19 protein-coding genes and 1 pseudogene are annotated in these 25434 nt (G+C 70.7%); 17 read left to right on the top strand and 3 right to left on the bottom strand.

What is annotated here, in order from left to right:
• The 7 genes and pseudogenes from ACFFNX_RS11350 to ACFFNX_RS11320 all read left to right on the top strand — a co-directional run.
• A pseudogene (locus ACFFNX_RS11350) lies at positions 1-187 on the top strand (Holliday junction branch migration protein RuvA); the annotation flags it as partial.
• On the top strand, positions 184-1239 hold the full coding sequence (gene ruvB, locus ACFFNX_RS11345; RefSeq protein ID WP_378199128.1) for a Holliday junction branch migration DNA helicase RuvB: 1056 nt from the start codon (positions 184-186) through the stop codon (positions 1237-1239). The pseudogene ACFFNX_RS11350 and the gene ruvB, both read left to right, overlap by 4 nt.
• A gap of 154 nt (positions 1240-1393) precedes the next feature.
• Positions 1394-1918, top strand: a complete 525-nt coding sequence (yajC, locus tag ACFFNX_RS11340) for a preprotein translocase subunit YajC (RefSeq protein WP_378199125.1) — start codon at positions 1394-1396, stop codon at positions 1916-1918.
• A gap of 76 nt (positions 1919-1994) precedes the next feature.
• Positions 1995-3749, top strand: coding sequence for a protein translocase subunit SecD (gene secD, locus ACFFNX_RS11335; protein ID WP_378199121.1), 1755 nt, complete (start codon positions 1995-1997; stop codon positions 3747-3749).
• Positions 3749-4927: a protein translocase subunit SecF gene (secF, locus tag ACFFNX_RS11330; protein ID WP_378199118.1), complete on the top strand. Its 1179-nt coding sequence runs from the start codon at positions 3749-3751 to the stop codon at positions 4925-4927. Before secD ends, secF begins: the two co-directional genes overlap by 1 nt.
• Before the next feature lie 171 nt (positions 4928-5098).
• The gene (locus tag ACFFNX_RS11325) at positions 5099-5608 is read left to right on the top strand and encodes an adenine phosphoribosyltransferase (protein WP_378199134.1); all 510 of its coding nucleotides are present in this window, start codon (positions 5099-5101) and stop codon (positions 5606-5608) included.
• A gap of 446 nt (positions 5609-6054) precedes the next feature.
• Positions 6055-8229 carry a RelA/SpoT family protein gene (locus ACFFNX_RS11320; RefSeq protein WP_378199115.1) on the top strand — a complete coding sequence of 725 codons (2175 nt, stop codon included), beginning with the start codon at positions 6055-6057 and terminating at the stop codon, positions 8227-8229.
• A gap of 280 nt (positions 8230-8509) precedes the next feature.
• Here the strand turns inward: ACFFNX_RS11320 and ACFFNX_RS11315 are convergent, their stop codons facing one another.
• A complete protein-coding gene (locus ACFFNX_RS11315) occupies positions 8510-9739 on the bottom strand; it encodes a DUF349 domain-containing protein (protein WP_378199112.1) in 1230 nt (409 codons plus the stop codon).
• A 216-nt stretch (positions 9740-9955) separates the two neighbouring features.
• Positions 9956-10783 carry a peptidylprolyl isomerase gene (locus tag ACFFNX_RS11310; RefSeq protein WP_378199109.1) on the bottom strand — a complete coding sequence of 276 codons (828 nt, stop codon included), beginning with the start codon at positions 10781-10783 and terminating at the stop codon, positions 9956-9958.
• A 474-nt stretch (positions 10784-11257) separates the two neighbouring features.
• Between ACFFNX_RS11310 and ACFFNX_RS11305 the strand changes: the two genes are divergently transcribed.
• The 3 genes from ACFFNX_RS11305 to aspS are packed head-to-tail and all read left to right on the top strand — an operon-like array spanning position 11258 to position 15002.
• Entirely contained in the window at positions 11258-11941 is a 684-nt protein-coding gene (locus tag ACFFNX_RS11305) for an MBL fold metallo-hydrolase (protein ID WP_378199106.1), read from the top strand.
• An 8-nt stretch (positions 11942-11949) separates the two neighbouring features.
• Complete coding sequence (hisS, locus tag ACFFNX_RS11300; RefSeq protein WP_378199103.1) at positions 11950-13218, top strand: histidine--tRNA ligase; 1269 nt, start codon at positions 11950-11952, stop codon at positions 13216-13218.
• Entirely contained in the window at positions 13215-15002 is a 1788-nt protein-coding gene (gene aspS / locus ACFFNX_RS11295) for an aspartate--tRNA ligase (protein ID WP_378199100.1), read from the top strand. The genes hisS and aspS overlap by 4 nt, the downstream gene beginning before the upstream one ends.
• Positions 15003-16724: 1722 nt before the next feature.
• On the opposite strand, the gene ACFFNX_RS11290 is transcribed toward aspS, so the two are convergent.
• Positions 16725-17453 (bottom strand): GNAT family N-acetyltransferase, encoded by a 729-nt coding sequence (locus ACFFNX_RS11290; RefSeq protein WP_378199097.1) that lies wholly within the window; start codon positions 17451-17453, stop codon positions 16725-16727.
• Between the two features lie 109 nt (positions 17454-17562).
• Here ACFFNX_RS11290 and ACFFNX_RS11285 point away from each other — a divergent pair, with 109 nt between their 5' ends.
• From ACFFNX_RS11285 to ACFFNX_RS11255, 7 genes are all read left to right on the top strand, one after another.
• Positions 17563-18909, top strand: a complete 1347-nt coding sequence (locus ACFFNX_RS11285; RefSeq protein WP_378199094.1) for a replication-associated recombination protein A — start codon at positions 17563-17565, stop codon at positions 18907-18909.
• Between the two features lie 1016 nt (positions 18910-19925).
• On the top strand, positions 19926-20273 hold the full coding sequence (locus tag ACFFNX_RS11280) for a DUF948 domain-containing protein (RefSeq protein WP_378199091.1): 348 nt from the start codon (positions 19926-19928) through the stop codon (positions 20271-20273).
• Complete coding sequence (locus tag ACFFNX_RS11275) at positions 20270-20512, top strand: DUF6167 family protein (protein WP_378199088.1); 243 nt, start codon at positions 20270-20272, stop codon at positions 20510-20512. The genes ACFFNX_RS11280 and ACFFNX_RS11275 overlap by 4 nt, the downstream gene beginning before the upstream one ends.
• 1 nt (position 20513) lies before the next feature.
• Entirely contained in the window at positions 20514-23180 is a 2667-nt protein-coding gene (gene alaS / locus ACFFNX_RS11270; RefSeq protein ID WP_378199085.1) for an alanine--tRNA ligase, read from the top strand.
• Between the two features lie 210 nt (positions 23181-23390).
• Positions 23391-23849 carry a Holliday junction resolvase RuvX gene (gene ruvX / locus ACFFNX_RS11265; RefSeq protein ID WP_378199131.1) on the top strand — a complete coding sequence of 153 codons (459 nt, stop codon included), beginning with the start codon at positions 23391-23393 and terminating at the stop codon, positions 23847-23849.
• A complete protein-coding gene (mltG, locus tag ACFFNX_RS11260) occupies positions 23846-25021 on the top strand; it encodes an endolytic transglycosylase MltG (protein WP_378199083.1) in 1176 nt (391 codons plus the stop codon). The genes ruvX and mltG overlap by 4 nt, the downstream gene beginning before the upstream one ends.
• A partial coding sequence (locus ACFFNX_RS11255; protein ID WP_378199080.1) for a shikimate dehydrogenase family protein occupies positions 25018-25434 on the top strand: 417 nt, incomplete at its 3' end. The genes mltG and ACFFNX_RS11255, both read left to right, overlap by 4 nt.

Genomic DNA, 25434 nt, shown 5'->3' with positions numbered 1-25434 from the left:
GATCGCCGCGCCGAGCATCGCCGCCGCGGCCTGGCGCACGCAGGTGCACGCCGGCCTCACGAACCTCGGCTGGACCGCCCGCGACGCCGACACGGCCGTGGACGCGGTCGCCGCGGAGATCGACGGCCAGGACACCTCCGACATCGCCGCCCTGCTGAAGCTGGCGATGAGGAAGCTCAGCCGATGACCGAGCGCAGTGAGCGCGAGGAGGAGCGTTTCGTCTCGCCGGTCGCCGACGGCGAGGAGAAGGCCATCGAGGCGGCGCTGCGCCCCAAGCAGCTCGACGAGTTCATCGGGCAGGCGCGCGTGCGCGAGCAGCTCTCGCTCGTGCTGCACAGCGCGCTCCGGCGCGGCCGGCCGCCGGACCACGTGCTGATGTCCGGCCCGCCGGGCCTGGGCAAGACGACCCTCGCGATGATCATCGCCGCCGAGCTGGGCATGCCCCTGCGTATCTCCTCCGGCCCGGCGATCGAGCGGGCCGGCGACCTCGCGGCCGTGCTGTCCACGCTGTCCGAGGGCGAGGTGCTGTTCCTCGACGAGATCCACCGGATGGCGCGGCCCGCCGAGGAGATGCTCTACGTCGCGATGGAGGACTTCCGGGTCGACGTGATCGTCGGCAAGGGGCCGGGCGCGACCGCCATCCCGCTCGACCTCGCGCCGTTCACGCTCGTCGGCGCCACCACGAGGGCGGGCCTGCTGCCGGCGCCGCTGCGCGACCGGTTCGGCTTCGTCGCGCACATGGACTTCTACGAGCCGGCCGACCTCCAGCAGATCATCGACCGCTCGGCCCGGCTGCTCGACGTGCGGATGGACGACGCGGGCGCCGCCGAGATCGCCCGGCGCTCGCGCGGCACGCCGCGCATCGCCAACCGGCTCCTGCGCCGGGTCCGCGACTTCGCCGAGGTTCGCGCCGACGGCGTGATCACCGAGCAGGTCGCCCGCGACGCGCTGTCGCTGTACGAGGTCGACGCCGAGGGGCTGGACCGGCTCGACCGTTCGGTGCTCGACTCGCTGTTGCGCAAGTTCGGCGGCGGACCCGTGGGATTGTCGACGCTGGCGGTCGCGGTGGGGGAGGAGCCGGAGACGGTGGAAGTGGTCGCGGAGCCTTTTCTGGTGCGTAAGGGACTCATCGCCCGCACACCACGTGGCCGGATTGCGACTTCTTCGGCCTGGCGGCACCTGGGTATCACGCCGCCGCCCACGGTTGAAGGTACCCTTTTCGAAGTGACGGAGGAGTGACGAGGAACTTCCCGCCGTGCCCAGTCGTCAGCTCGTTGCCGGGGTTTCGTCAAGTCCTTTACACTCCGGAGCTTGTCGCCGTCGTCAGGCGACACGCCTTTCGCACGCGAATCGTCGGCGGCGGGCTGAACACCCATATCGGAAGGATGCCCCGGTGCAGGGCAACACTGAACTCACAGCGCTCACCCAACTCGCTGCCCAGAAGAGCAACCCCCTGGTCACGCTTCTGCCGATCATCCTCATCGGCGTCGTGTTCTATTTCCTGCTCTTCCGTCCGCAGCGCAGACGTCAGCAACAGCAGCTGCAGATGCAGCGTCAAATACAGCCGGGCCAGCGCGTCATGACGACCGCGGGCATGCTCGCCGACGTCGTCGCCATCGAGGACGACCACGTCGTGCTCGAGATCGCCCCCGGGGTCGAGGTCCGCTACGTCAAGCAGGCCATCTCCCAGGTCGTCTCCGAGGACGACGACGAGGAGATCGAGGACGAGACCGAGGACGACGCCGAGGAGACCGGCGAGTCCGCGGAGGCGGAAGAGGGCACCGAGGAGCCCGAAGAGGAAGAGGCGCCCGAGGTCGAGGCCAAGACCGAGACTCTTCCCGGCGCGACCGGGAAGAAGACGGGAGACGCGCCGCTGAACGACGGCGAGGACAAGTCCGGCAAGAGGCCCTCGGCCTGACCAGAGCCTGACCGCAGACAAAGGACGAAAGACGACCGTGGCTCCGCCAAACAGAAACGTTTCGAGACCAGGGCGCGTGCTCTTCGCGCTGTTCGTGATCGCCGCTGCCCTGGTGGGCCTGATGTTCTGGCAGGGCCAAAAGACGCCCAAGCTGGCTCTCGACCTGGCGGGGGGCACCACCGTGACGCTCACGGCGGAGCCCTCGCGGCCCGGGGCGAAGATCGGCGACTCCGAGATGACCCAGGCGATCAACATCATGCGCGAGCGCGTGAACGGCCTGGGCGTCTCTGAGGCCGAGGTGACCAAGCAGGGCAACAACGTCATCGTCGTCCAGGTCCCCGGTCAGGGACAAGAGCGGGTCGTCGGTCTCATCGGCACCACCGCCAAGCTGGAGTTCCGCCAGGTGATGGTGGCCGAGCCGGTCGGCGCCGCACAGCAGCCGGCACCCACGCCCACCCCGACCCCGTCGGGCAAGGCGTCCAAGTCGCCCAAGCCGTCGGGCAGCCCGTCGGCGAGCGGCAAGGCGTCCACGAGTCCCTCGCCCAAGGGGCGTGCGCTCGCCCAGGCCCTGGTCGCCACGCCGAAGCCGTCGGAGAAGGCGTCCGGCAAGCCCACGCCCAAGCCGAGCGCCTCACAGTCGCTCACCCCCGAACAGCTCCAGCAGTTGCAGCAGCTCCAGCAACAGCAGCAGCAGGCGGGCGCGGAGGACTTCACGGGCGTCGACCCGGCGGTCAAGGCGCAGTTCAGCAAGCTCACCTGTGCGGGCAACGACATCGGCCAGGGCCAGTCGCTGAACCCCGGCAAGCAGGTCGCGATCTGCGCCCGGCCCGACCCCAAGACGCACAAGAGCGACTACAAGTTCATCCTGGCGCCCGCGCAGATCTCCGGTGAGCAGGTCACCAAGGCGCAGGCGCTGCCGCCGGACCCGCAGAACGGCCGGGTCCAGTGGACCGTCAGCCTCGACCTCAACGGCGCCGCCACCAAGACGTTCGCCGACTTCACCTCCAAGGCCGCGGCGCTGGGCGAGAACAACACGCGCAACCACTTCGCGATCGTGCTCGACGGCACGGTCTACTCCTGGCCGAGCGTCAAGGAGGCGATCACCTCCGGCAACGCCCAGATCGAGGGCCAGTTCACCCAGCAGGACGCCACCGACCTGGCCAACGTGCTCAAGTACGGCGCGCTGCCGCTGAAGTTCGTCCCGAGCTCGATCGAGTCGGTGTCGGCCACCCTCGGCAAGGACCAGCTGAGCGCCGGCCTGATCGCGGGCGCGATCGGCCTCGGCCTGGTCGTGCTCTACTGCCTGCTCTACTACCGGGGCCTGGGCTCCGTCGCGATCTCCAGCCTGATCGTCGCGGGGGTGCTGACGTACGAGTCGGTGGTGCTGCTCGGCAAGTTCATCGACTTCCGGATGTCGCTCGCCGGCATCGCGGGTGCGATCGTGGCGATCGGCATCACGGCCGACTCGTTCGTGGTCTTCTTCGAACGATTGCGTGACGAGGTCCGGGAGGGACGCAGCCTGCGGACGGCCGTCGAACGCGGATGGCACCGCGCCCGGCGTACGATCATCGTGGCGGACGCGGTCTCGTTCATCGCCGCGCTGCTGCTGTACTGGTTCGCCATCGGCGGGGTCAAGGGCTTCGCGTTCACGCTGGGCCTGACCACCCTCATCGACGTGGTGGTGGTGTTCTTCTTCACCAAGCCGCTCGTCACGGTTCTGGCCCGTACGAAGTTCTTCGGGCGAGGTCACCGGTGGTCCGGACTCGATCCGTCCACACTGGGTGTCAGCAAGCGGACCACCGTCCGCACGGCCAGCGCCAAGGAGGCCTGATGTCACGCCTGGGCACCATCGGCGGCCGGCTCCACCGAGGGGAGATCTCCCTCAACTTCGTGGGGCGGCAGAAGCTCTGGTACTCCATCTCCGGCCTCATCCTGGTCATCAGCGTCGTCTCGCTGCTGACCCTCGGGCTGAACTTCGGTGTCGAGTTCAAGGGCGGCACCGTTTTCCAGTTCCCGGGCAAGCCGGGCACCACGACCTCGGACGCACGTGCGGCGGTCGCGGACTCCGGGGTCGTCAAGGAGGACCCCATCGTCCAGAAGACCGGCAACGGCTGGCGTGTGCAGACCGAGAGCCTCACCTCCGCTCAGGTGACGAAGGTGCAGGAGACGGTCCAGCACAGGTTCGGGCTGCCCAAGCCCGACGACGTCAGCCCGCAGTCGGTGGGCGCGAGCTGGGGTAAGGACGTCTCCCAGAAGGCGCTGCAGGGCCTGATCATCTTCCTGATCGTGATCATCATCTATCTGTCCATCGCCTTCGAGTGGCGCATGGCGGTCGCGGCGCTGATCGCGCTCGCGCACGACATCCTGATCACGATCGGCGTCTACTCGCTCGTGCAGTTCGAGGTGACGCCGTCCTCGGTGGTCGGCCTGCTGACCATCCTCGGTTACTCGCTCTACGACACCGTCGTGGTCTTCGACAAGGTGCGGGAGAACACCCGCCCGCTGCTCACGACGAAGTCCATGACCTACAGCCAGGCCGCCAACCTGGGTCTGAACCAGACCCTGGTCCGGTCGATCAACACCTCGGTGATCGCTCTGCTGCCCGTGTCCGGCCTGCTGTTCATCGGTGCCGGGGTCATGGGCGCGGGCACGCTCAAGGACCTGGCGCTCGTGCTGTTCGTCGGCATGCTGGCCGGCGCGTACTCCTCGATCTGCATCGCGACGCCGATCCTGGCCGACCTGCAAGAACGCCAGGGGAAGTACCGGGATCTCGCCAAGCGGGTGCAGAACAAGGCCGACAGCAGCAAGCGGAAGTCCCGCGCGGCGAACGCCGAGACCGCGGCGGCGGACGGACCGGAGAGCGAACCGCAGGACACGGTCCCCGAAGAGGAGACGACCGGCGCGACCACCTCGGTCGGCGCCGGCATCCGGCTCGTCCAGCAGGGCGCGCGGCAGCAGCCGCGCCGTACCGGCTCCAAGGGACACCCGAGCGGCAAGAAGAAGCGCTGACCCGGCCGTTCCGGCCACGACACTCGGCGGGCGGTATCTCCAGGTATCGGAGGTACCGCCCGCCGAAGCGTGTACGGTGTCCGATGCGTCCATCAGGGACTCCGCGCGCCGGGTTCGGCGAAGTGCTGCCAGAGGAGGATCGTGACCAGGCGACCCGTCGACCTGACGCAGATGATCAACGATCGCATCAGGGACGTCCCCGACTATCCGAAGCCGGGCGTGATGTTCAAGGACATCACGCCGCTGCTCGCCGACCACACCGCCTTCGCGGCCGTCGTCGACGCCATCGTCGCCTACTACGGCCGGGGCACGATCGACAAGGTGGCCGGCATCGAGGCACGCGGCTTCATCCTCGCCGCCCCCGTGGCGTACCACTTCGGCGCCGGCTTCGTCCCGATCCGCAAGCAGGGCAAGCTGCCGTCCGCCACGTACGCGGAGAACTACGACCTGGAGTACGGCAGCGAGACGATCGAGGTGCACAAGGACGCCTTCGCGCCGGGCGAGCAGGTCCTGATCGTCGACGACGTCCTGGCGACGGGCGGCACGGCCCAGGCCACCGCGGCCCTCATCGCCCGTACGGGTGCGGAGATCGCCGGGATCTCGGTGCTGATGGAGCTGGGCTTCCTCAGCGGCCGCGACCGCCTCTCCGACCTCGACGTGCACGCCCTGGTGACCGTCTGAGGGCCGCCGTGTCGAGGGGGGTTCCGGTCCATGGAGCCGCGGACGTAGCCGGGTACGTATGAGTGCGTAGGTGCTCGTGAAAAGCCCAGGTACGGAAGGTACGAGACCGCCGTCGCCGGTGATCCGGACATCCGCCGAGTGCCGGTGTTCGGTCCGGAATGGTGGATCGGCACCGACTGGAATTCAGCTGCCGCTAAACTGGTGTTCCGACGCAGGCATGGGGAGGCTGGGTGCGTGGTGAGGTGGTGTCTACCGACGCGGCGTCCGATGCCGCGCTGACAGCACGCATCAACCCCCACACGTTGCCGGCACCCGACAGCGAGCCCGCCTCAACGCCGGACGAGGGCGATCGGACTCCCTCGAGGACCCCCTCGAGTCCGGCCGCGCCATCGGCCGCCCGGGTCCGCCGGCGGCTCGCCCGACTCGGCGCCCAGCGTGGACCCACCATGAATCCTGTACTCGAACCTCTGATCAAGACGCTCCGGAACACACATCCCAAGGCGGACGTGCGTCTCGTCGAGCGCGCCTACGACGTCGCGGCGCACCATCACCGCGAGCAGAAACGTAAGAGCGGCGACCCGTACATCACGCACCCGCTCGCCGTGGCCACGATCCTGGCCGAGCTCGGCATGAACACCGAGACGCTGTGCGCCGCCCTCCTGCACGACACGGTCGAGGACACCACCTACACCCTCGACCAGTTGCGCACCGACTTCGGCGACGTCATCGCCGCCCTGGTCGACGGGGTGACCAAGCTCGACAAGGTCAAGTACGGCGAGGCCGCCGAGGCCGAGACGGTCCGCAAGATGGTCGTCGCGATGTCGCGCGACATCCGGGTCCTCGTGATCAAGCTGGCCGACCGCCTGCACAACATGCGCACCCTGCGCTACCTGCCGCGGCACAAGCAGGAGCGCAAGGCCCGCGAGACGCTGGAGATCTTCGCGCCGCTCGCGCACCGGCTCGGCATGAACACCCTGAAGTGGGAGCTGGAGGACCTCGCCTTCCAGACGCTCTACCCCAAGCGGTTCGACGAGATCGCCCGCCTGGTGTCCGAGCGGGCCCCGCGCCGCGACGTCTACCTCCAGGACGTCATCCAGCACGTCTCCCGCGACCTGCGCGAGTCCAAGATCAAGGCGACCGTCAAGGGCCGCCCGAAGCACTACTACTCGATCTACCAGAAGATGATCGCCCGCGAGCTGAGCTTCGAGGACATCTACGACCTCGTCGGCATCCGGGTGCTCGTCGACACGGTCCGCGACTGCTACGCCGCCCTCGGCACGATCCACGCGCGATGGAACCCGGTCCCCGGCCGGTTCAAGGACTACATCGCGATGCCGAAGTTCAACATGTACCAGTCGTTGCACACCACGGTGATCGGCCCGGAGGGCAAGCCGGTCGAGCTGCAGATCCGCACGCGGGCCATGCACAACCGGGCCGAGTACGGCATCGCGGCGCACTGGAAGTACAAGGAGGAGACCGTCGGCGACGGCGGCACCTCCTCCACCGGCAAGGCGGGCGACATGGCCTGGCTGCGCCAGCTCCTCGACTGGCAGAAGGAGACCACCGACCCGGCCGAGTTCCTGGAGTCGCTGCGCTTTGACCTGTCGGTCTCGGAGGTCTTCGTCTTCACGCCGAAGGGCCAGGTCCTCGCGCTGCCGCAGGGCGCGACGCCGGTCGACTTCGCGTACGCGATCCACACCGAGGTCGGCCACCGTACGATCGGCGCCCGCGTCAACGGCCGTCTCGTCCCGCTGGAGTCGACCCTCGACAACGGCGACACGGTGGAGATCTTCACCTCCAAGTCGCCGGACGCCGGGCCGAGCCGCGACTGGCTCAACTTCGTCAAGAGCGCCCGCGCCCGCAACAAGATCAAGCACTGGTTCTCCAAGGAGCGCCGCGAGAGCGCCATCGAGCAGGGCAAGGAATCGCTGGCCCGCGCGATGCGCAAGCAGAACCTCCCGCTCCAGCGCATGCTGTCGGGCGAGGCGCTGCTGACCCTCGCGCACGACATGCACTACGCCGACGTGTCCGCGCTGTACGCGGCCATCGGCGAGAGCCACGTCTCGGCCCAGAGCATCGTCCGCAAGCTCGTCGACGTCCTCGGCGGCGACACTGCAGAAGACCTGGCCGAGACCGCGATCCCGACCCGCAAGCGCCGCTCCCGCCCGGCGGGCGACCCGGGCGTGGTCGTGGCCGGCGACCCGGACGTGTGGGTGCGCCTGTCACGGTGCTGCACGCCGGTGCCGGGCGATGAGATCGTCGGCTTCGTCACGCGGGGCAACGGCGTCTCGGTCCACCGCGTCGACTGCGTCAACGTGGCGAACCTTCAGACCCAGCCCGACCGTATGGTCGACGTGAAATGGTCACCGGGGGAGGACTCGGTCTTCCTGGTGGCCATCCAGGTCGAGGCGCTCGACCGGCCGCGACTGCTGTCCGACATCACCCGCGTGCTGTCGGACCAGCACGTCAACATCCTGTCCGCGTCGGTGGCGACCAACCGCGACCGGGTGGCGGTGAGCCGGTTCAGCTTCGAGATGGGCGACCCGAAGCACCTCGGCCACGTACTCAAGGCGGTCCGGTCCGTCGACGGCGTCTACGACGTCTACCGCGTCACGAGCTGACCCGGCTGGACGACCACGTCCTCAGCCGGCGACGGCGCCGTTGGCGTGCCTGGTGGGGCGGCAGCCCGTTGCGCGACGAGGTGCGCCGGGCCGTCCAGCGCTGAGCGCGACCTCGGGAACCGGTGGGGAGAAGCCCATGGCGACGGTCGCCGCGTCGGGTCGTGCGGCGCCCGCCGCCGTCCGCCTGTCCGTACGGCAAGGTCGGGGACGCCGGTGTGGCGGCACTGCACCGCGTGTTCCCGAAGGCGGTGTCGAGAGGCCGGCGGCCCCTCGACACCGGTCAGGAGAGTTCCGACAGCGTGTGCTCGGCCTCGGCGAGCCAGGCGCGGCGGGCGGTCAGGGCCTCCTCGGCGTCCTTCGCGTCCTTGTCGCGACCGGAGTTGCGCGCCTTCTCCAGGCGCGACTCCAACTGCTCGATCGAGGAGCGCAGCTGCGCGACCGTCGCCTCGGCGCGGGCCCGCGCCTCCGGGTTGGTGCGCCGCCACTCCGACTCCTCGGCGCCGCGGACCGCCTCCTCGATCTTGCGCAGTCGGCCCTCCAGCCGCTCGCGCGAGTCGCGGGGGACCATGCCGACGGCCTCCCAGCGCTCCTGGATCGAGCGCAGGGCCTGCCGCGCGGCGCGCACGTCGCGTACGGGCAGCAGCCGCTCCGCGTCGGCGAGGATCTTCTCCTTCGCCTCGGCATGCTCGCGGAACTCCGCGTCACGCTCGGCGAACACCGCCGACCGGGCGGAGAAGAAGGTGTCCTGGGCGCCCTTGAACCGCGCCCACAGCTCCTCTTCGGCGTCGCGGGAGGCGCGACCGGCCATCTTCCACTGACGCATGAGCTCGCGGTACGCCGCGGCGGTCGGCCCCCAGTCGGTGGAGTTGACCATGGCCTCGGCGTCGAGGACCAGCCGCTCCTTCTCCGCGCGGGCGTGCTCGCGCTCCACCTCGAGGTTGGAGAAGTAGGCCTTGCGGCGCTTGGTGAACGCGTTGCGCGCCGAGGACAGCCGCTTCCACAGCGCCGTCTCCGTGGGACGGTCGACGCGCTCGGCGGCCTTCCACTCCTCCACGAGCTGGCGGAGGCGCTCGCCGCCGTTCTTCCAGTGCGTCTCCTCGGTCGCGATCCGCTCCGCCTCGGCGACGATGCGCTCTTTGATCTCGCGGGCGTGCACGCGCGCCTGGTCACGGGCGACCTTGATCTGCTCGCGCCGCTCGCCGATCAGCCCGGACAGCCCGTCGAGCCGACGGCTCAGGCCGTCGAGGTCGCCGACGGCGTGGGCCTCGGCCACGGCCTCGCGGAGCCGGGTGATGGTGTGCTCGGCCTGGGCGGCCGCCAGGTCGGTCGTCTTGATCCGCTGTTCGAGCAGGTCGACCTCGGTGACGAGGGCGTCGTACTTGCGGCGGAAGTAGGCCAGGGCCTCCTCGGGTGCGCCCGCCTGCCACGAACCGACGGTGCGTTCCCCGGCCGCCGTGCGGACGTAGACGGTGCCGTTCTCATCGACCCGGCCCCACGGGTCAGTGGTCATCGCGGGCCTCCCCGGTGAGAGGCGTGGCCGTCGTGAACCGCCTCGTGGCCGGCACGACGTCCCCGCGCGCACGGCGAGGGATACCCAAGGGTTCGGTGGCGCTGCACACCGCTGCCTCCTGTGTCAGAGCCCGGGGCGTCCCCTCACGCACCGGGCCCACCATGATGACGTCCGTGGGAGAAGCGCTCCCGCTGGCCACCCTAGCCAATCGCATTGCTACATCTTCGCGACGGTGAGGTCTTTTATTTCGATTTTCTTCTTTGGGGCGGTGTTCCCGCTCTGGTCGGCCGCCGCGGCGCCCGCCTTCGCGACGGAGTCGACGACGTCCATTCCCTTGGTGATCTCGCCGAACACGGTGTAGTCGGCGGGCAGCGGAGAATCGCCGTAGACGATGAAGAACTGGCTTCCGTTGCTGTTCGGAGCGCTGCTGTGCGCCATCGCGATGACGCCGCGCTTGTAGGTCGCCTGCCCGGACTTGCCGGCCTTCGGGACGTTCTCATTGCCGAAGCCGTACGCGGGACCGCCCATTCCGGTGCCGGTCGGGTCGCCGCATTGCAACACCTTGATACCCTCGGTGACAAGGCGATGACATTTCGTGTTGTTGAAGAACTTCTTGCTCGCCAGATACTTGAAGGAGTTCACGGTGCACGCGGCCTTGTCGCCGTCGAGCTTGGCGGCGATCGTGCCGAGGCTCGTGTCGATCGTCATCTTGTACGTGCCCTTGACCGGCTTCACCGGGGGCTTGCCGACGTCCTTGGCGCTCGCCGCCGCGTCGGCGGACAGGGGCTGGTAGGCGCACTCTCCGGGCTTGGCCGTGACGCTCGGGGCGGCGGTGGGTGTGGAGGCGGCGGAGGTCTTGTCCTTCTTCGCCGGGTTGTTCATGGCGAACGCGATGGCCCCGCTGCCCCCCGCGACCACCACGACGGCGACCACCGTGCCGATGATCTTCATCCGCCGGGCCCTGGCGTGCCGGATCGCCCGACGCTGCTGCTGGCGCTCGTAACGCAGCCGGGCCAGCTCCCTCTTGCGATCTTTACCCGCCACCGGTGTCGCACCTCATCGATTCGCGTCGTGAACTGGGAAACGTGTTGCGCATCGTAGCGGTCCCGGCCGGTATTTTCGGCCCCGCACCGCAGAGGCGCCCAAACCGGCCGAACATCGGGCGCGGTTCACCCCTCCCACGCTAGGGCCTCGGGTCTGCGCCCCCGTACACGCATGTCAGGTCCTCAAGCTGCGGGTTCGAGCGTGCTCGGGCGATGCGGCCGGGCGTGTGACCCTCTGTGCGGTCGTGGTGCGGCTCGTTCTGTCACGGGCGCGTGCTGTAATCGTCCGGTGCCCCAAAGTGACGGTGGTGATGTGGTGATCGAGCGCCGTGGCCCGCCCCGCGCCGAGCGAAGGTCGGCCGACCCCGCCTCCGGATGAGGCGGCACGCCGACCTGGACGGCGCTATGTCGTTCGCGATCGCGCGCGTACCGCCGGTACGCTCGATCTCGCCGGTAGCAGTCAGAGAGGATGACCGTGCTCATCGCCACCTTCCCCGCGGGGTCCTTCGCGACGAACTGCTACGTCGTGGCGCCCGAGGCCGGGGAGGAATGCGTGATCATCGACCCCGGGCAGGACGCCGAGGCGATGGTGTACGACGTGCTGCGCGAGCACCGGCTCAAGCCGGTCGCGGTCGTGCTCACGCACGGCCACATCGACCACGTGTGGTCCGTCGCCCCGGTCTGCGGCGCCCGCGATGTGCCCGCCTACATCCATCCGGACGACCGCGACATGCTGGCCGACCCGGCGAAGGGCTTCCCGCCGCAGGTCGCCGGCCAGCTTCTCGGCGGCCTGACGTTCAGCGAGCCGGACGACGTGCGCGAGCTCGCCGACGGCGACACCCTGACGCTCGCGGGCCTGGACCTCGTCGTCGACCACGCTCCCGGCCATACACCGGGGTCGGTGACCTTCCGGCTCGCCGCCGAACCGGTGATGTTCTCCGGCGACCTGCTGTTCGCCGGCTCCATCGGACGTACGGACCTGCCGGGCGGCGACCACGCCGCGATCATGGACAGTCTGGCGCGGGTATGCCTGCCCCTGCCGGACGAGACCGCGGTGCTGCCCGGACACGGTGCTCAGACCACCATCGGCCGCGAGCGGGCCACCAACCCGTTCCTCAAGGAGATCGCTCCGCTCGACGGCCCGCACAGGGGACTTTAAGCAAACAGATGAGCTCGAACTTCCAGGCCCCCAAGGGGGTCAACGAGTACGTTCCGCCGCGCTCGGCGCTCTACCTCGCCGCGCGTGACGCGTTCGCCGCGGTGGCCACGCGCGCCGGCTACTCCTATCTGGAGCTGCCGGTGTTCGAGGACACGGCGCTGTTCTCCCGCGGCGTCGGGGAGTCGACCGACGTCGTCTCCAAGGAGATGTACACCTTCGAGGACCGCGGCGGCCGGTCGCTCACCCTGCGTCCTGAGTTCACGGTCGGGGTGCTGCGGTCCGTGATCCAGCACAACCTGCACAGGGGCGAGCTGCCGGTGAAGGTCTGGGCCACCGGCCCGGCCTTCCGCTACGAGCGGGCACAGGCGGGGCGCTATCGTCAGTTCTACCAGGTCGACCTGGAGGCGATCGGGTCCGAGGACCCGGCCGTCGACGTCGAGACGATCGCGCTGGCCTGGGACTGGTACCGCGAGCTCGGCCTCACCCGGCACAGCCTGCACCTCAACTCCCTCGGCTGCCGCGAGTGCCGTCCGGTGTACCGCGCGGCGCTGCAGGAGTTCCTGCGCGGGCTCGACCTCGACGAGGCCACCCGCGCCCGGATCGAGCTGAACCCGCTCCGGGTGCTGGACGACAAGCGTCCCGAGGTGCGGGCCCAGGTCGAGGCCGCCCCGGTGGTCACCGACTACCTGTGCGGCGCCTGCAAGACCCACCACGACAAGGTCCGCGAGCTGCTCGCCGACCTGGAGATCCCCTGGGTCGACGACCCGCGCCTCGTCCGCGGCCTCGACTACTACACGCGCACCACGTACGAGTTCGACCACCCGCTGCTCGGCGCCCAGTCCGGCATCGGCGGCGGCGGGCGTTACGACGGCCTGTCGGAGGACATCGGCGGGCCGCCGCTGCCGGGCATCGGTTTCGGGCTCGGCCTCGACCGCACGGTGATCGCCATGGAAGAGGAGCAGGCCGCCGCCACGGCCGGCACCACGGTCACCGTCTACGGCGTGCCGCTCGGCGAGGAGGCGCAGCGCAGGATCTTCGGCCTCGTCGCCGCCCTGCGCCGGGCCGGGATCGCCGCCGACATGTCTTATGACGGCAAGAAGCTCAAGGGCGCCATGCGGGGCGCCGACCGGTCCGGGGCGGCGTACGCCGTGATCCTCGGCGAGCGAGATATCGCCGCCGGGTCCGCTCAGGTGAAGGACCTGGCCAGCGGCGACCAGGTCGCCGTGCCGCTCGACGAGATCGTCACGACGTTGAAAGAGAGGCTTTCCCAACCATGATTCGCTCGCACGAGGCGGGTTCGCTCCGCCGTGAGCAGGCCGGGCAGCAGGTGGTCCTCGCCGGCTGGGTCGCGCGCCGCCGCGACCACGGAGGCGTCACGTTCATCGACCTGCGCGACGCGTCCGGCGTCGCGCAGGTCGTCTTCCGCGAAGAGGACACGGCGCACGACCTGCGTGCGGAGTTCTGCGTCAAGATCACCGGCGAGGTCCGCGTACGGCCCGCCGGCAACGAGAACCCCGAGCTTCCGACCGGCGAGGTCGAGGTCGTCGCGTCCGACATCGACGTCCTGAGCGAGTCGGCGCCGCTGCCGTTCCCGATCGAGACGGACGTCAACGTCAACGAGGAGGTGCGGCTGAAGCACCGCTACCTCGACATCCGCCGCGACACGCTCGCCCGGGCACTGCGCGTTCGGTCCCAGGGCTCCTTCATCGTCCACGACGTCCTGCGCGCGCACGGGTTCGTCAACGTCGAGACGCCGACCTTCACCAGCTCCACCCCGGAGGGCGCGCGCGACTTCCTCGTCCCCGTACGGCTCAAGCCGGGTCACTGGTACGCCCTTCCCCAGTCGCCGCAGCTGTACAAGCAGCTGCTCATGGTGGCCGGCATGGAGCGCTACTACCAGCTCGCCCGCTGCTACCGCGACGAGGACTTCCGCGCCGACCGGCAGCCGGAGTTCACCCAGATCGACATTGAGATGTCCTTCGTCGAGCAGGAGGACGTCCTGAAGGTCGCCGAGGACCTCGTGGCGCGGCTCTGGAGCGAGATCGTCGGCTACGAGATCCCCCGGCCGATCCCGCGCATCACCTACGCCGACGCGATGAGCCGCTACGGCTCGGACAAGCCGGACCTGCGGTTCGGCAACGAGCTGGTCGACATGACGGCCTACTTCAAGGACACGCCGTTCCGGGTCTTCCAGGCCCCGTACGTCGGCGCGGTCGTCATGCCGGGCGGCGCGTCCCAGACCCGCAAGGAGCTGGACGGCTGGCAGGACTGGGCCAAGGCACGCGGCGCGAAGGGCCTGGCGTACGTCCTCGTCCAGGAGGACGGCACGCTCGGCGGCCCGGTCGCCAAGAACCTCTCCGAGACCGAGCGCGAGGGCCTGGTGGCCGAGGTCGGCGCGTCACCCGGCGACGCGGTGTTCTTCGGCGCCGGCAGGCAGCACGCCACGCAGGAGCTCCTCGGCGCCGCCCGCCTGGAGGTCGGCCGCCGCTGCGAGCTGATCGACGAGTCCGCGTGGGCGTTCACCTGGGTCGTCGACGCGCCCATGTTCGAGGAGACCGCCGAGGGCGGCTGGACGGCCGTGCACCACCCCTTCACCTCGCCCAAACCCGAGTGGGCCGACTCGTTCCACGACAAGCCGGGCGAGGCGCTCGCGAGCGCGTACGACATCGTCTGCAACGGCAACGAGATCGGCGGCGGCTCGATCCGTATCCACCGCGCCGAGATGCAGCAGCGGGTCTTCGAGACCCTCGGCCTGGACCGCGAAGAGGCCGAGACGAAGTTCGGCTACCTGCTGGAGGCGTTCAAGTACGGCCCGCCGCCGCACGGCGGAATCGCCTTCGGCTGGGACCGCGTCGTCATGCTGCTCGCGGGCCGAGACACGATCCGCGACGTGATCGCCTTCCCGAAGGCGGCCTCGGGCTATGACCCGCTGACCGGCGCCCCGACCCCGATCACACCGGAACAGCGCAAGGAGGCGGGCGTGGACGCCCGCCCGGAGGGCCCGGCGAACCCACCGAACGAGCCCGGCCACATCGTCCGCCCTTCCGAGGAGCGCTACTGAGAGACCACCGGGAAACCTTTGCCCTGTGAGGAACGAGGATCCCCGGACGACCTCTGACCGGCCACCCGGGACCCTCGCCACGGGCCGGGGTCCCGGTCCTGTCCGCGCGTCCCCGCGAGTCCCATGGGGTGGGGGGTGCCGGGCTTGCTCGTGGGGTTCGGGCCGCGTCCCCGCGGGACCCACGAGGTGGCGGTCTCGGGCTTGTTCGTGAGGGTCTCCGCGAGTCCTACGGGGCGGGCCCTGGGTTCGTCCGTGGGGTTCGGGGCGCGTCCCTGCAAGCCGCGCAGGGTGGGGGTCTCGGGCTCGCTAGTGAGGTTCGGGGCGCGTCCCCGCCAGCCCCACAGGGCGGTGGTCCCGAGCTTGTTCGTGAGGGTCCCCGCGAGTCCTACGGGGCGGGGCCCTGGGCTCGTCCGTGAGGTTCAGGACGCGTCCCTGCGAGCCGCACGGGGTAAGGGCCCCGGGCCCGATCTGTGAGGTTCGGGGCGCGTCCCCGCGAGCTCGACCTCCGATCCGGGCGTTTCACAAGTCCGGTCATACCCACCATCCCGTCACGAGTCCGGCTATATCCACCACCCTGCGGACGGCTGTTTCGGTCGTGCCCGGCGCCGGGCCGCCGAGCGGGCCCGGGCCGACGCCCACCTCGACCAGCTCTTCCACGACGTCGCGGAGGAGGCCGTGGCGAACGCCCTGTCGGCGACCGAGACGATGACCGGCCACGAAGGCGTCACGACGCACGCCCTGGACCGGACCGCCTGAGCCGGGGCCGGGCACCTCGACCGAACGGGGTCGCCGAGACGAGGCCGCCGAGCCTGACCATCCACGACAGCGTCGCGCCCTCCGGTGGCACCGTCGTGGCGACCGAGGACGGACGTCGGGGCCTCCGCGAACGCGCACCGTACGCCGGTCGGGCGTGCGACGGACGCCGGGACGGCGCTGTGGCGGAGCGTGGACCGAGCCGGTTGCCGGAGCTCGTCGGCGTCCGCCGGACCGACGCGTACGGCGTTCCCCAGAGATGCGATGCCCGACTGCCCGGACGCGAAGGTGCTGAGCACGTTCTACGACGGTGGCGGGCTGGGCGCAGCCGGCGGGCGGCCACGGTGACGCCGCGCCGGAACGGTGGGCTGCGACCGGAGGCTTCCAGATCCTGCGGACCGTCGGCCACTACGGCTTCGGCTCCCTCGCCACCGGAGGAGGGAAAGCGCACACAGAGCTGCGGGACGCGCCTTGTAACGGAGGCGGCGGCAGCGGACGCGCTATCAGGGGATCGCTGGCGGAGCTCCTTACCCTGTGTAGGGCGAGGATTCCTGGGCGGTCTCTGCCGCAGGACGGGTTCTGGGTCCGTTGGCGAAGTGCAGGGCGCGTGAGACCGGTCTTCGGGCCGGCGACGCACGCCCTGGACTGACCGCCGGGGCCGGGCACCTCGACCGAACGGGGTCGCCGAGCCCGACCATCCACCGAGGACGGACCCCGGTGGCTTCCACGAGCCCGCACCGTGTGCCAGGCGGGCCCGCACCGTGCGTCGAGAGGGCAGGCGGTCTCTTCATGCTCGGCACCTCGTCCGTTCCTCCGGGGGCCGATACTGAGCGATCGTCGGGAACTCCCTGCCCGGTGCGGAGCGAGGGTCTCTGGCCGACAGCCGGGGACATCCGTCGCGCGGCGGAGGCTCCGGAGGCGTCCGTGAGGTGCAGGGCGCGCCAGGCCGGTCTTCGAGGCCGGGTGGGCTCAGTCCGAGCGCTTCATGAGTCCGGTGGTCAGGGCCCGGTTCACGGTGAAACCCAGGCGGTCATACATTCGCAGGCCGACCGTGTTGTCGGCGTACACGCCGAGTGTCACCACGTCGCATCCGCGGGCGAACATCCGGCGCATCGCCCAGGCCGTGATCGACGGGCCCAATCCGCAGCCGCGCGCGTCGGTGTGGACCGCGATCGCCGAGACGTGGCCGACGCCGTCGACCGAGCTGGTGTCGGCCAGGCATGCCAGCAGCCGCCCGTCCTGCCGGATGCCGGCCCAGCGGCGTACCTTCGGGTCGCCCGGCCAGGCCGACGTGCCGGGGCTGACCAGCGTCAGCAGGTCTGTGACGGCGTCCTCGTCGTCGCACCAGGCGACCCCCGCCTCGGCCGGCTGCGGCGGCGGAGCGCCGAACGCGGCGCGGAAGTTCCAGTCGCTCGGCTGGGTCAGCGCGAGCGGCGTGCCGCGCGGCACGATCACCCGGATGCCCTCGGGCATCTCGCCGTACACCGCGGCGACCAGCTCCACCGTCTCTTCCGGCGGGCCCAGCGCGACCAGAGCGCGGACACGGCCATCCGCGTCGTATCCGGTGAAGGCGACGGCGCGGCCGTCGGCGCTGCGCCAGCCGGGCCCGCGGCTCGCGCCACGCGTGCCGCGTATGAGGGGATCGTCGTCGGTGAGCTCGAGGATCTCTGGCATCGAGCAGGAGGACCAGGAGGGCATGCCCCTCAGCGTAAGGAGTGTCGCGGCCTTACGCTCCGGCGGTCCGGGCCCGCGCCAGGCCGTCCGGCGCGTGCCCGCGATGTCCCCGCGGGCGGATAGTGTCGGCACCGTGGCGCCCAGGGACGATGAGCAGGCCGACAGCCTCTTCGACACACCGACGGAGGAGGCCGAGCAGGCCAACGCGCCGCTGGCGGTCCGGATGCGGCCACGCGGCCTCGACGAGGTGGTCGGTCAGGGGCACCTGCTCGGGCCGGGCACGCCGTTGCGCCAGCTGGTCGAGCGCGACGTCGCCATGTCGCTGGTCCTGTGGGGGCCGCCGGGCACCGGCAAGACGACACTGGCCTACGTCGTCAGCCAGGCCACCGAGCGGCGCTTCGTGGAGATCTCCGCGGTCTCCGACGGCGTCAAGCAGGTCCGGGCCGCCATCGACCAGGCCAAGCGCGACCTGGGCATGCGAGGACGGCAGACCGTGCTGTTCGTCGACGAGGTCCACCGGTTCAACAAGGCCCAGCAGGACGCCCTGCTTCCCGCCGTGGAGAACCGCTGGGTCTCCTTCATCGGCGCCACCACCGAAAACCCCTTCTTCTCGGTGATCAGCCCGTTGCTGTCGCGCTCGCTGCTGCTGACGCTGGAGCCGCTGGGCGACGACCAGCTCCGCGAGGTGATCCGCCGCGCCCTGACCGACGAGCGCGGCCTCGCCGGCGCCACGAGCCTCACCGAGCCCGCCGAAGACCATCTCGTACGCCTGGCGGGCGGCGACGCGCGCCGGGCGCTGACCTACCTCGAAGCCGCCTCGTACGTCGCCGGGCGCGAGCCGATCGACGTCGACGTGCTGGAGAAGGCCGTCGACCGGGCCGCGGTCCGCTACGACCGCGAGGGCGACCAGCACTACGACGTCATCAGCGCGTTCATCAAGAGCATCCGCGGGTCCGACGTCGACGCCGCCCTGCACTACCTGGCCCGCATGATCGAGGCGGGGGAGGACCCGCGGTTCCTCGCGCGGCGCCTCATCGTGCACGCGAGCGAGGACGTCGGCATGGCCGACCCGAGCGCGCTGCAGACCGCGATCGCCGCCGCGCACGCGGTGGAGCTCGTCGGCCTGCCCGAGGCCCGCATCAACCTCGCCCAGGCCGTCATCCATCTGTCCCTGGCGCCCAAGTCCAACGCCGTCATACGCGCCATCGACGAGGCGAGCGCGGACGTCCGGCGCGGCCTGGTCGGGCCGGTCCCCGCCCACCTTCGCGACGCGCACTACAAGGGCGCGAGCAAGCTCGATCACGGCAAGGGCTACAAGTACGCCCACGACTTCCCCGGCGGCGTGGTCGAGCAGCGCTACGCCCCGGACGCCGTCGCGGGCCGTGACTACTACCACCCGACCAAGCACGGCATGGAGTCCCGCTTCTCGGAGGTGGCCGAACGCCTCCGCGCCGTCCTGCGCGGCGGACGCCGGGGCTGATCCCACCGACCGCCCGCGACGGCGGCTCGCCGTGTGTCACCCTGACGCCCATGCCCGACCACCTTCGCCGCTGGACGGTGGCGGGCTGCTGGTGCCTGGGGCTGTTCACGTCCGACGGCCGGTACGACGAACTCGACGCCTGCACGCTCCTGCCCCTGCCGGACACGCTGGCGCCGCTGGTACGGCACGGCGTGAGGGAGCCGGGAAGCTCACGGCCGAGGCCGCTGCTGGCGGGGCGGCGACGTGCAGGTGGAGCAGTGTTCCCCAGGCCCGGGACCAGCCGTTCCGTACGGCGCGCATCCACGCCGAGACGACGGTCCGCGACGCCCGTACTCCCGCCAAGACACGGGCGAAGCGGGCACTGGCCGGCCGACGCCGAAAGAACCACGCGGCGCCGGCCGAACCGGTCCACGCCGGACCTGGGGCGTGTTTCGAAGTCCCGCCGACCAGGACACACTCCCCGCCCTCCCAGGGGGCGCCGACCCCACTTCCATTGTCAAGCCACCCCACACGCCAAAGGAAGACAGCGCGCACGGCTGTGGAAAACCCACGACCCGACCACTTCGAGACAGGACCTGGTGCTTCCCGTACCGGACGCCGCGACCGGCAGACCCACCGGCGGCACCCGCCCGGCGGCCGATCGCCGGGATGTGCGCCGAGGTCGTGGTGATCCAGGGGACGCCGCGGTGGCTCCGTCTCACCGGCCGCCGTCGAACGGTTCCCCGTCACCGGCGAACCCGGCGCTCCGGCCTGACAGACCATCCGGGCGCCCACGCCCGCCTAAGGCGGCGACCCGCCCTGACCTCGGCTCAGGCATGATCGGAGCGCGACGCGCCGCGCCGGGCGCGGGCCGGTGAGAGGTCGTGGCTCCGCCGCCGGAACGGCGCTTCCGGGCGCCATGCGGGCGGACACGTCGGTTCGCGTGACCTCCGCCGAGGTGAGGGGGACGGTATGGTCTGTCCGACCAGGTTCTCCGACGGCAGAAGGAGAGGGAGCCGATGCTGAGTGGCGGACAGGTGGCCGGCCTGATCGTGGCCGTTTTCTGGGCGATTCTCGTTGCCTTCCTCGCCTTCGTGCTGCTGAGGCTGGCCAGGCTGCTGAAGGAGGCGACCAAGATGGTCGCCGACCTCGGCGAGCAGGCCGCGCCGTTGCTGGACGACATGACCAGCACGGTCACGCGGGCAGGCGAGCAGCTGGACCGGGTCGACCTGATAACCAAGAGCGTCGGCAGCGTCACGCAGAACGCCGCGGCGGTCACGACCACGGTCACCTCGGTGGTCGGCGGTCCGCTCGTGAAAGCGGCCGCCTTCTCCTATGGTGTTCGTAAGGCCATCGGTGCGCGCAACCAGGACGGCAAGCGGTGATCCGCCGGCTGTTCTGGCTCGTCCTGGGGGGCACTCTGGGCGCCTGGGCCGCATTCCGGCTCAAGCGCCTCATGCGTGCTCTGGCCCCCCAGGCCCTCGTTCACCAGGCCTCCGGAGTCGGGCAGACCGTACGCGACTTCACCGACGACGTTCGCACCGCCATGCACGCACGCGAGGACGAGTTGCGTGACGCGCTCGGACTCGACGCGCCAACCGAGACAGACAAGGACCACCACTGAGATGGAGTCGGCAGAGATCGCCCGCCGTTTCCTCCGCTTCTTCGAAGAGCGCGGGCACGAAGTGGTGCCCTCGGCCAGCCTGATCGCCGAGGACCCCACACTGCTGCTGGTCAACGCGGGCATGGTGCCCTTCAAGCCCTACTTCCTGGGGCAGCGTAAACCGGCCCACCCGCGGGCCACGAGCGTGCAGAAGTGCATCCGCACGCCCGACATCGACGAGGTCGGCAAGACGACCCGGCACGGCACGTTCTTCCAGATGCTGGGCAACTTCTCCTTCGGCGACTACTTCAAGGAGCAGGCGATTCCGTTCGCCTGGGAGCTGCTCACCCGCTCCGAGGCCGAGGGCGGATTCGGTTTCCCCGAAGACCGGCTCTGGGCCACCGTCTACCACGACGACGACGAGGCCTTCCGCATCTGGCGCGACAAGGTCGGCCTGCCCGAGGAGCGCATCCAGCGCCGTGGCATGGCCGACAACTTCTGGTCGATGGGCGTGCCGGGCCCGTGCGGCCCCTGCTCGGAGATCTACTACGACCGGGGCCCGGAGTACGGCCGCGAGGGCGGCCCGATCGCCGACGAGGACCGCTACCTCGAGGTCTGGAACCTCGTCTTCATGCAGTTCGAGCGCGGCCCCGGTTCGGGCAAAGAGGACTTCCCGATCCTCGGTGAGCTGCCCGCCAAGAACATCGACACCGGCATGGGCCTGGAGCGGATGGCCTCGATCCTCCAGGGCGTCGACAACATCTACGAGATCGACACCATGTGGCGGGTCCTCGACCGGGCCGCCGACCTGACCAAGACCAAGTACGGGCGCGACGCGCGTAACGACGTGTCGCTGCGGGTCGTCGCCGACCACGTGCGCAGCGGCACGATGATGGTCGGCGACGGCGTCGTGCCCTCCAACGAGGGCCGCGGCTACGTCCTGCGCCGCATCCTGCGCCGTAGCATCCGCAACCTCCGGCTCCTCGGCGCCGGCGACGAGCGCTACCTCCACGAGCTCACCGACGCGGTGATCGAGGGGATGGGCGAGACCTACCCGAGCCTGCGGGCCGACGCGGCGCACATCCACACCGTCATCGACGCGGAGGAGCAGTCCTTCCTCGCCACCCTCCGCACCGGCACGGCGATCTTCGATGCCTCGGTCGAGGAGGCCAAGCGCCGCAAGGACACGGTCGTGTCCGGGGCTCAGGCGTTCACGCTGCACGACACCTACGGCTTCCCCATCGACCTGACCCTGGAGATGGCGAACGAGCAGGGCCTCTCCGTCGACGAGGCGGAGTTCCGCCGGCTGATGGACGAGCAGCGGCAGCGCGCCAAGGCCGACGCCGCGGCCAAGAAGACCGGCAACCTCGACGTGTCGGTCCTCGGCGAGATGCTCGAACGCACCGGCACGGTCGCCTTCACCGGCTACGACGCGGTCGAGGCGGAGGCCCGCGTCGTCGGCCTGCTCGTGGGCGGCGCGAACGTCCCGTCGGCGGGGGAGGGCACCGAGGTCGAGGTCGTGCTCGACCGCACCCCGTTCTACGCCGAGGGCGGCGGCCAGCTCGCCGACCAGGGCACCATCAAGCTCTCCGGCGGCGCCGAGATCGAGGTGCTCGACGTCCAGACGCCGCTGCCCGGCCTCGTCGTCCACCGCGGCCGGGTGCGCTGCGGCGAGGCCCAGGCCGGTGACGCCGCGTTCGCCCAGATCGACGTGGAGCGCCGCCGGGCCATCTCCCGCTCGCACACCGCGACCCACATGGTCCACCGCGGCTTCCGCAACGCCCTCGGCGAGTCGGCCGCCCAGGCCGGTTCGGAGAACGCCCCGGGCCGGTTCCGGTTCGACTTCACCGCCGCCGGGGCCGTTCCGCCGAGCGTCCTGCGCGACGTCGAGGCCGAGGTCAACGCCACCCTCATCGACGACCTGGGCGTGCACGCCTCGGTGCACTCCATCGACGAGGCCCGCAAGATGGGCGCGCTGGCCCTGTTCGGGGAGAAGTACGGCTCCGAGGTCCGCGTCGTGGAGATCGGCGACTACTCCCGCGAGCTGTGCGGCGGCACCCACGTCGCCCGCTCGGGCCAGCTCGGGCTGATCAAGGTCCTGGGCGAGCAGTCGATCGGCGCCGGCGTGCGCCGCGTCGAGGCGCTCGTCGGCATCGACGCGTTCAAGTTCCTGGCGCGCGAGAACGTCCTGGTCGCCCAGCTCGCCGAGCAGCTCAAGACCCGCCGCGAGGACCTGCCGGAGCGCGTCTCCGGGCTCGTCACGCGGCTCCGCGAGGCGGAGAAGGAACTCGAGCGGATCCGCTCACGCCAGGTCCTGGAGATCGCCGGTGAGCTCGCCGGGGGCGCGCAGGACGTCGGCGGCGTCGCCTTCGTCTCCCACGCCGTGCCCGGCGGCGTCGGCGCTGACGATCTCCGGCGGCTCGCCGTGGACGTGCGCGGCCGTCTCACCGGCCGGCCGAGCGTCGTGGTCGTGGCCGGTGTGCCCAAGGACCGCCCGGTCGTGGTCGTGGCGGTCAGCGATGAGGCCCGCGCCCGCGGCCTGCGCGCCGGAGCCCTGGTCGGCGTCGCCGCCAAGGCCCTCGGCGGCGGAGGCGGCGGCAAGGACGACCTCGCTCAGGGCGGAGGAGTCAACCCCGAGGCGATCGGGGAGGCCCTGGCCGCCGTCCGCCGAGCGGTGGGGAGCCAGTGAGCGAGCGGAGCGGGCGAACCAGTGAGTACGCACGCCTGGTCCTTCTCTCCGGCGAAGGAGGGCTCGTGAGCGAAGGGAACGGCGGGCACGCGCTCCCGGTCCCTCCTCCGGCGAAGGAGGCCTCATGAGCAGGCGGAGCGGCCGGCACCGGGGCCGGTTCGCGGGGCCGACGGAGGAGACTCCGTGAACGACCCGGGGCAGGAGCAGCGCGTGCGACGCGGTGTCCGCCTCGGAGTCGACGCGGGAAGCGTCCGCATCGGCGTCGCCCGGAGCGATCCGGGCGGCATCCTCGCCTCCCCCCTGGAGACCGTACGGAACGGTAAGGGCGACATCGACCGCATCGTCGCCCTGGCCGCCGAGAACGAGGCCGTCGAGGTGATCGTCGGCCTGCCCACCTCGCTGTCGGGGCGCGAGGGCCCGGCCGCGGGGGAGGCACGGCGGTTCGCCGCCCGCATCGCCCGGCGCCTGCCCCCCGGGTTCGTACGCCTGTTCGACGAGCGGCTCACGACGGTCACCGCCGAGAGCGGCCTGCGCGAGCGCGGCGTGCACGGGCAGGCGCGCCGCAAGGTCGTCGATCAGGCCGCCGCGGCCGTGCTCTTGCAGGCCGCACTTGACGCCGAACGCTTGACCGGCCGTCCACCTGGGGAGATTGTCCGGGGGGACACATGAGCGACGCTGACCTTGATTTTCTCCGGCAACTCGCCGAGCGCCAGCGTTCGGCCCGTACCGAACCGGCCGGCCGCAGGGGCGGTCGTGGCGGCCATCGCGGCCGTCGCCGCAAGAAGAGCCGTAAGGGCCGCCGGCTCGCGCCCATCGTGGCGATCCTCTTCCTCGTCGCGGTGGTGGGCGGCGGCGGATACGTCGGTTTCACGGCGCTGAGCGGCTTCCTCAACCCGCCGGACTACAAGGGCGGGGGCACCGGCGCGGTCACCGTTCAGATCCAGGACGGCGACTCCGTGCGGCAGATGGGCGACCGCCTGGAGCACGCCCAGGTCGTCAAGTCCAGCAGTGCCTTCTACAAGGTCGCCAAGGACGACCCCAAGGCCACCAGCATCCAGCCGGGCTACTACCGGCTGAAGCTCCACATGTCCGCCCAAGCGGCCTTGGCGCTGTTGCTCAGCCCCGCGTCGCGGACCGGACGGGTCACCTTCCCCGAGGGCAAGCGCGCCGCCGAGGTGCTGGCCACCCTGTCCAAGCGCACCAACATCCCGCTCAAGAACTTCCAGCGCGCCGCCCAGAACACCAAGGCGCTCGGCCTCCCCTCGTACGCCCACGGGCAGCTCGAGGGATATCTCTACCCCTTCACGTACGACCCGCCGCCGCATGCCACCGCGACCCAGGTGCTGCGCGCGATGGTGGAGCAGTTCAAGAAGGCCGCCGACGACCTCGACCTGGAGAGCGAGGCCAAGCGGGCCCACATGTCGCCGCACGACGTCGTGGTGGCCGCGAGCATGGTGCAGGCCGAGAGCGGCACGACCGAGGACATGCCGAAGGTCGCCCGCGTGATCGAGAACCGCCTCCACAGCCCGCAGCCGTGGATGCACAAGCTCCAGCTCGACAGCACGGTCATGTACGGCCTGGGCAAGTACGGCATCGTCGCCAGCGGCAACGACCTGAAGTCGACCAGCCCGTACAACACCTACACCCACTCCGGCCTGCCGCCCGGCGCGATCTGCAACCCCGGCGAGGAGGCCATCCGGGCCGTGCTCAAACCCGCGAAGGGCCCGTGGATGTACTTCGTGACGACCGACCCGGCACATCACATCACCAAGTTCACCGACAACTACTCCGAGTTCACCCGGTTCCGCCAGGAACTCCAGCAGAATCTGAGTCACGGATGACCCGCGCCGCCGTCCTCGGCGCGCCGATTGCGCATTCACTGTCACCGGTGCTCCACCGCGCCGCGTACGCCGCGCTCGGCCTCGGCTGGACCTACGAGGCGATCGAGTGCCGCGAGGACGACCTGCCCGCGGTGCTCGACCGGCCGTGGGCCGGCCTGTCGCTGACCATGCCGCTGAAACGCGCCGTCCTGCCGCTCCTGGACGAGGTGTCCGACCTCGCCCGCGCGGTCGGCGGCGCGAACACCGTCGTGTTCGAGGCGGGCCGGCGGCGGGGGTTCAACACCGACGTGTACGGCATCGTGACCGCGCTGGCCGAGGCCGGGGTGGCCGCGCCGGGCACGGCGGGGGTTCAACACCGACGTGTACGGCATCGTGACCGCGCTGGCCGAGGCCGGGGTGGCCGCGCCGGGCAC

This window comes from Actinoallomurus acaciae, assembly GCF_042429965.1.
GTDB classification, from domain to species: Bacteria; Actinomycetota; Actinomycetes; order Streptosporangiales; family Streptosporangiaceae; genus Actinoallomurus; species Actinoallomurus acaciae.
This window is presented reverse-complemented; position numbering and strand designations above follow the sequence as displayed.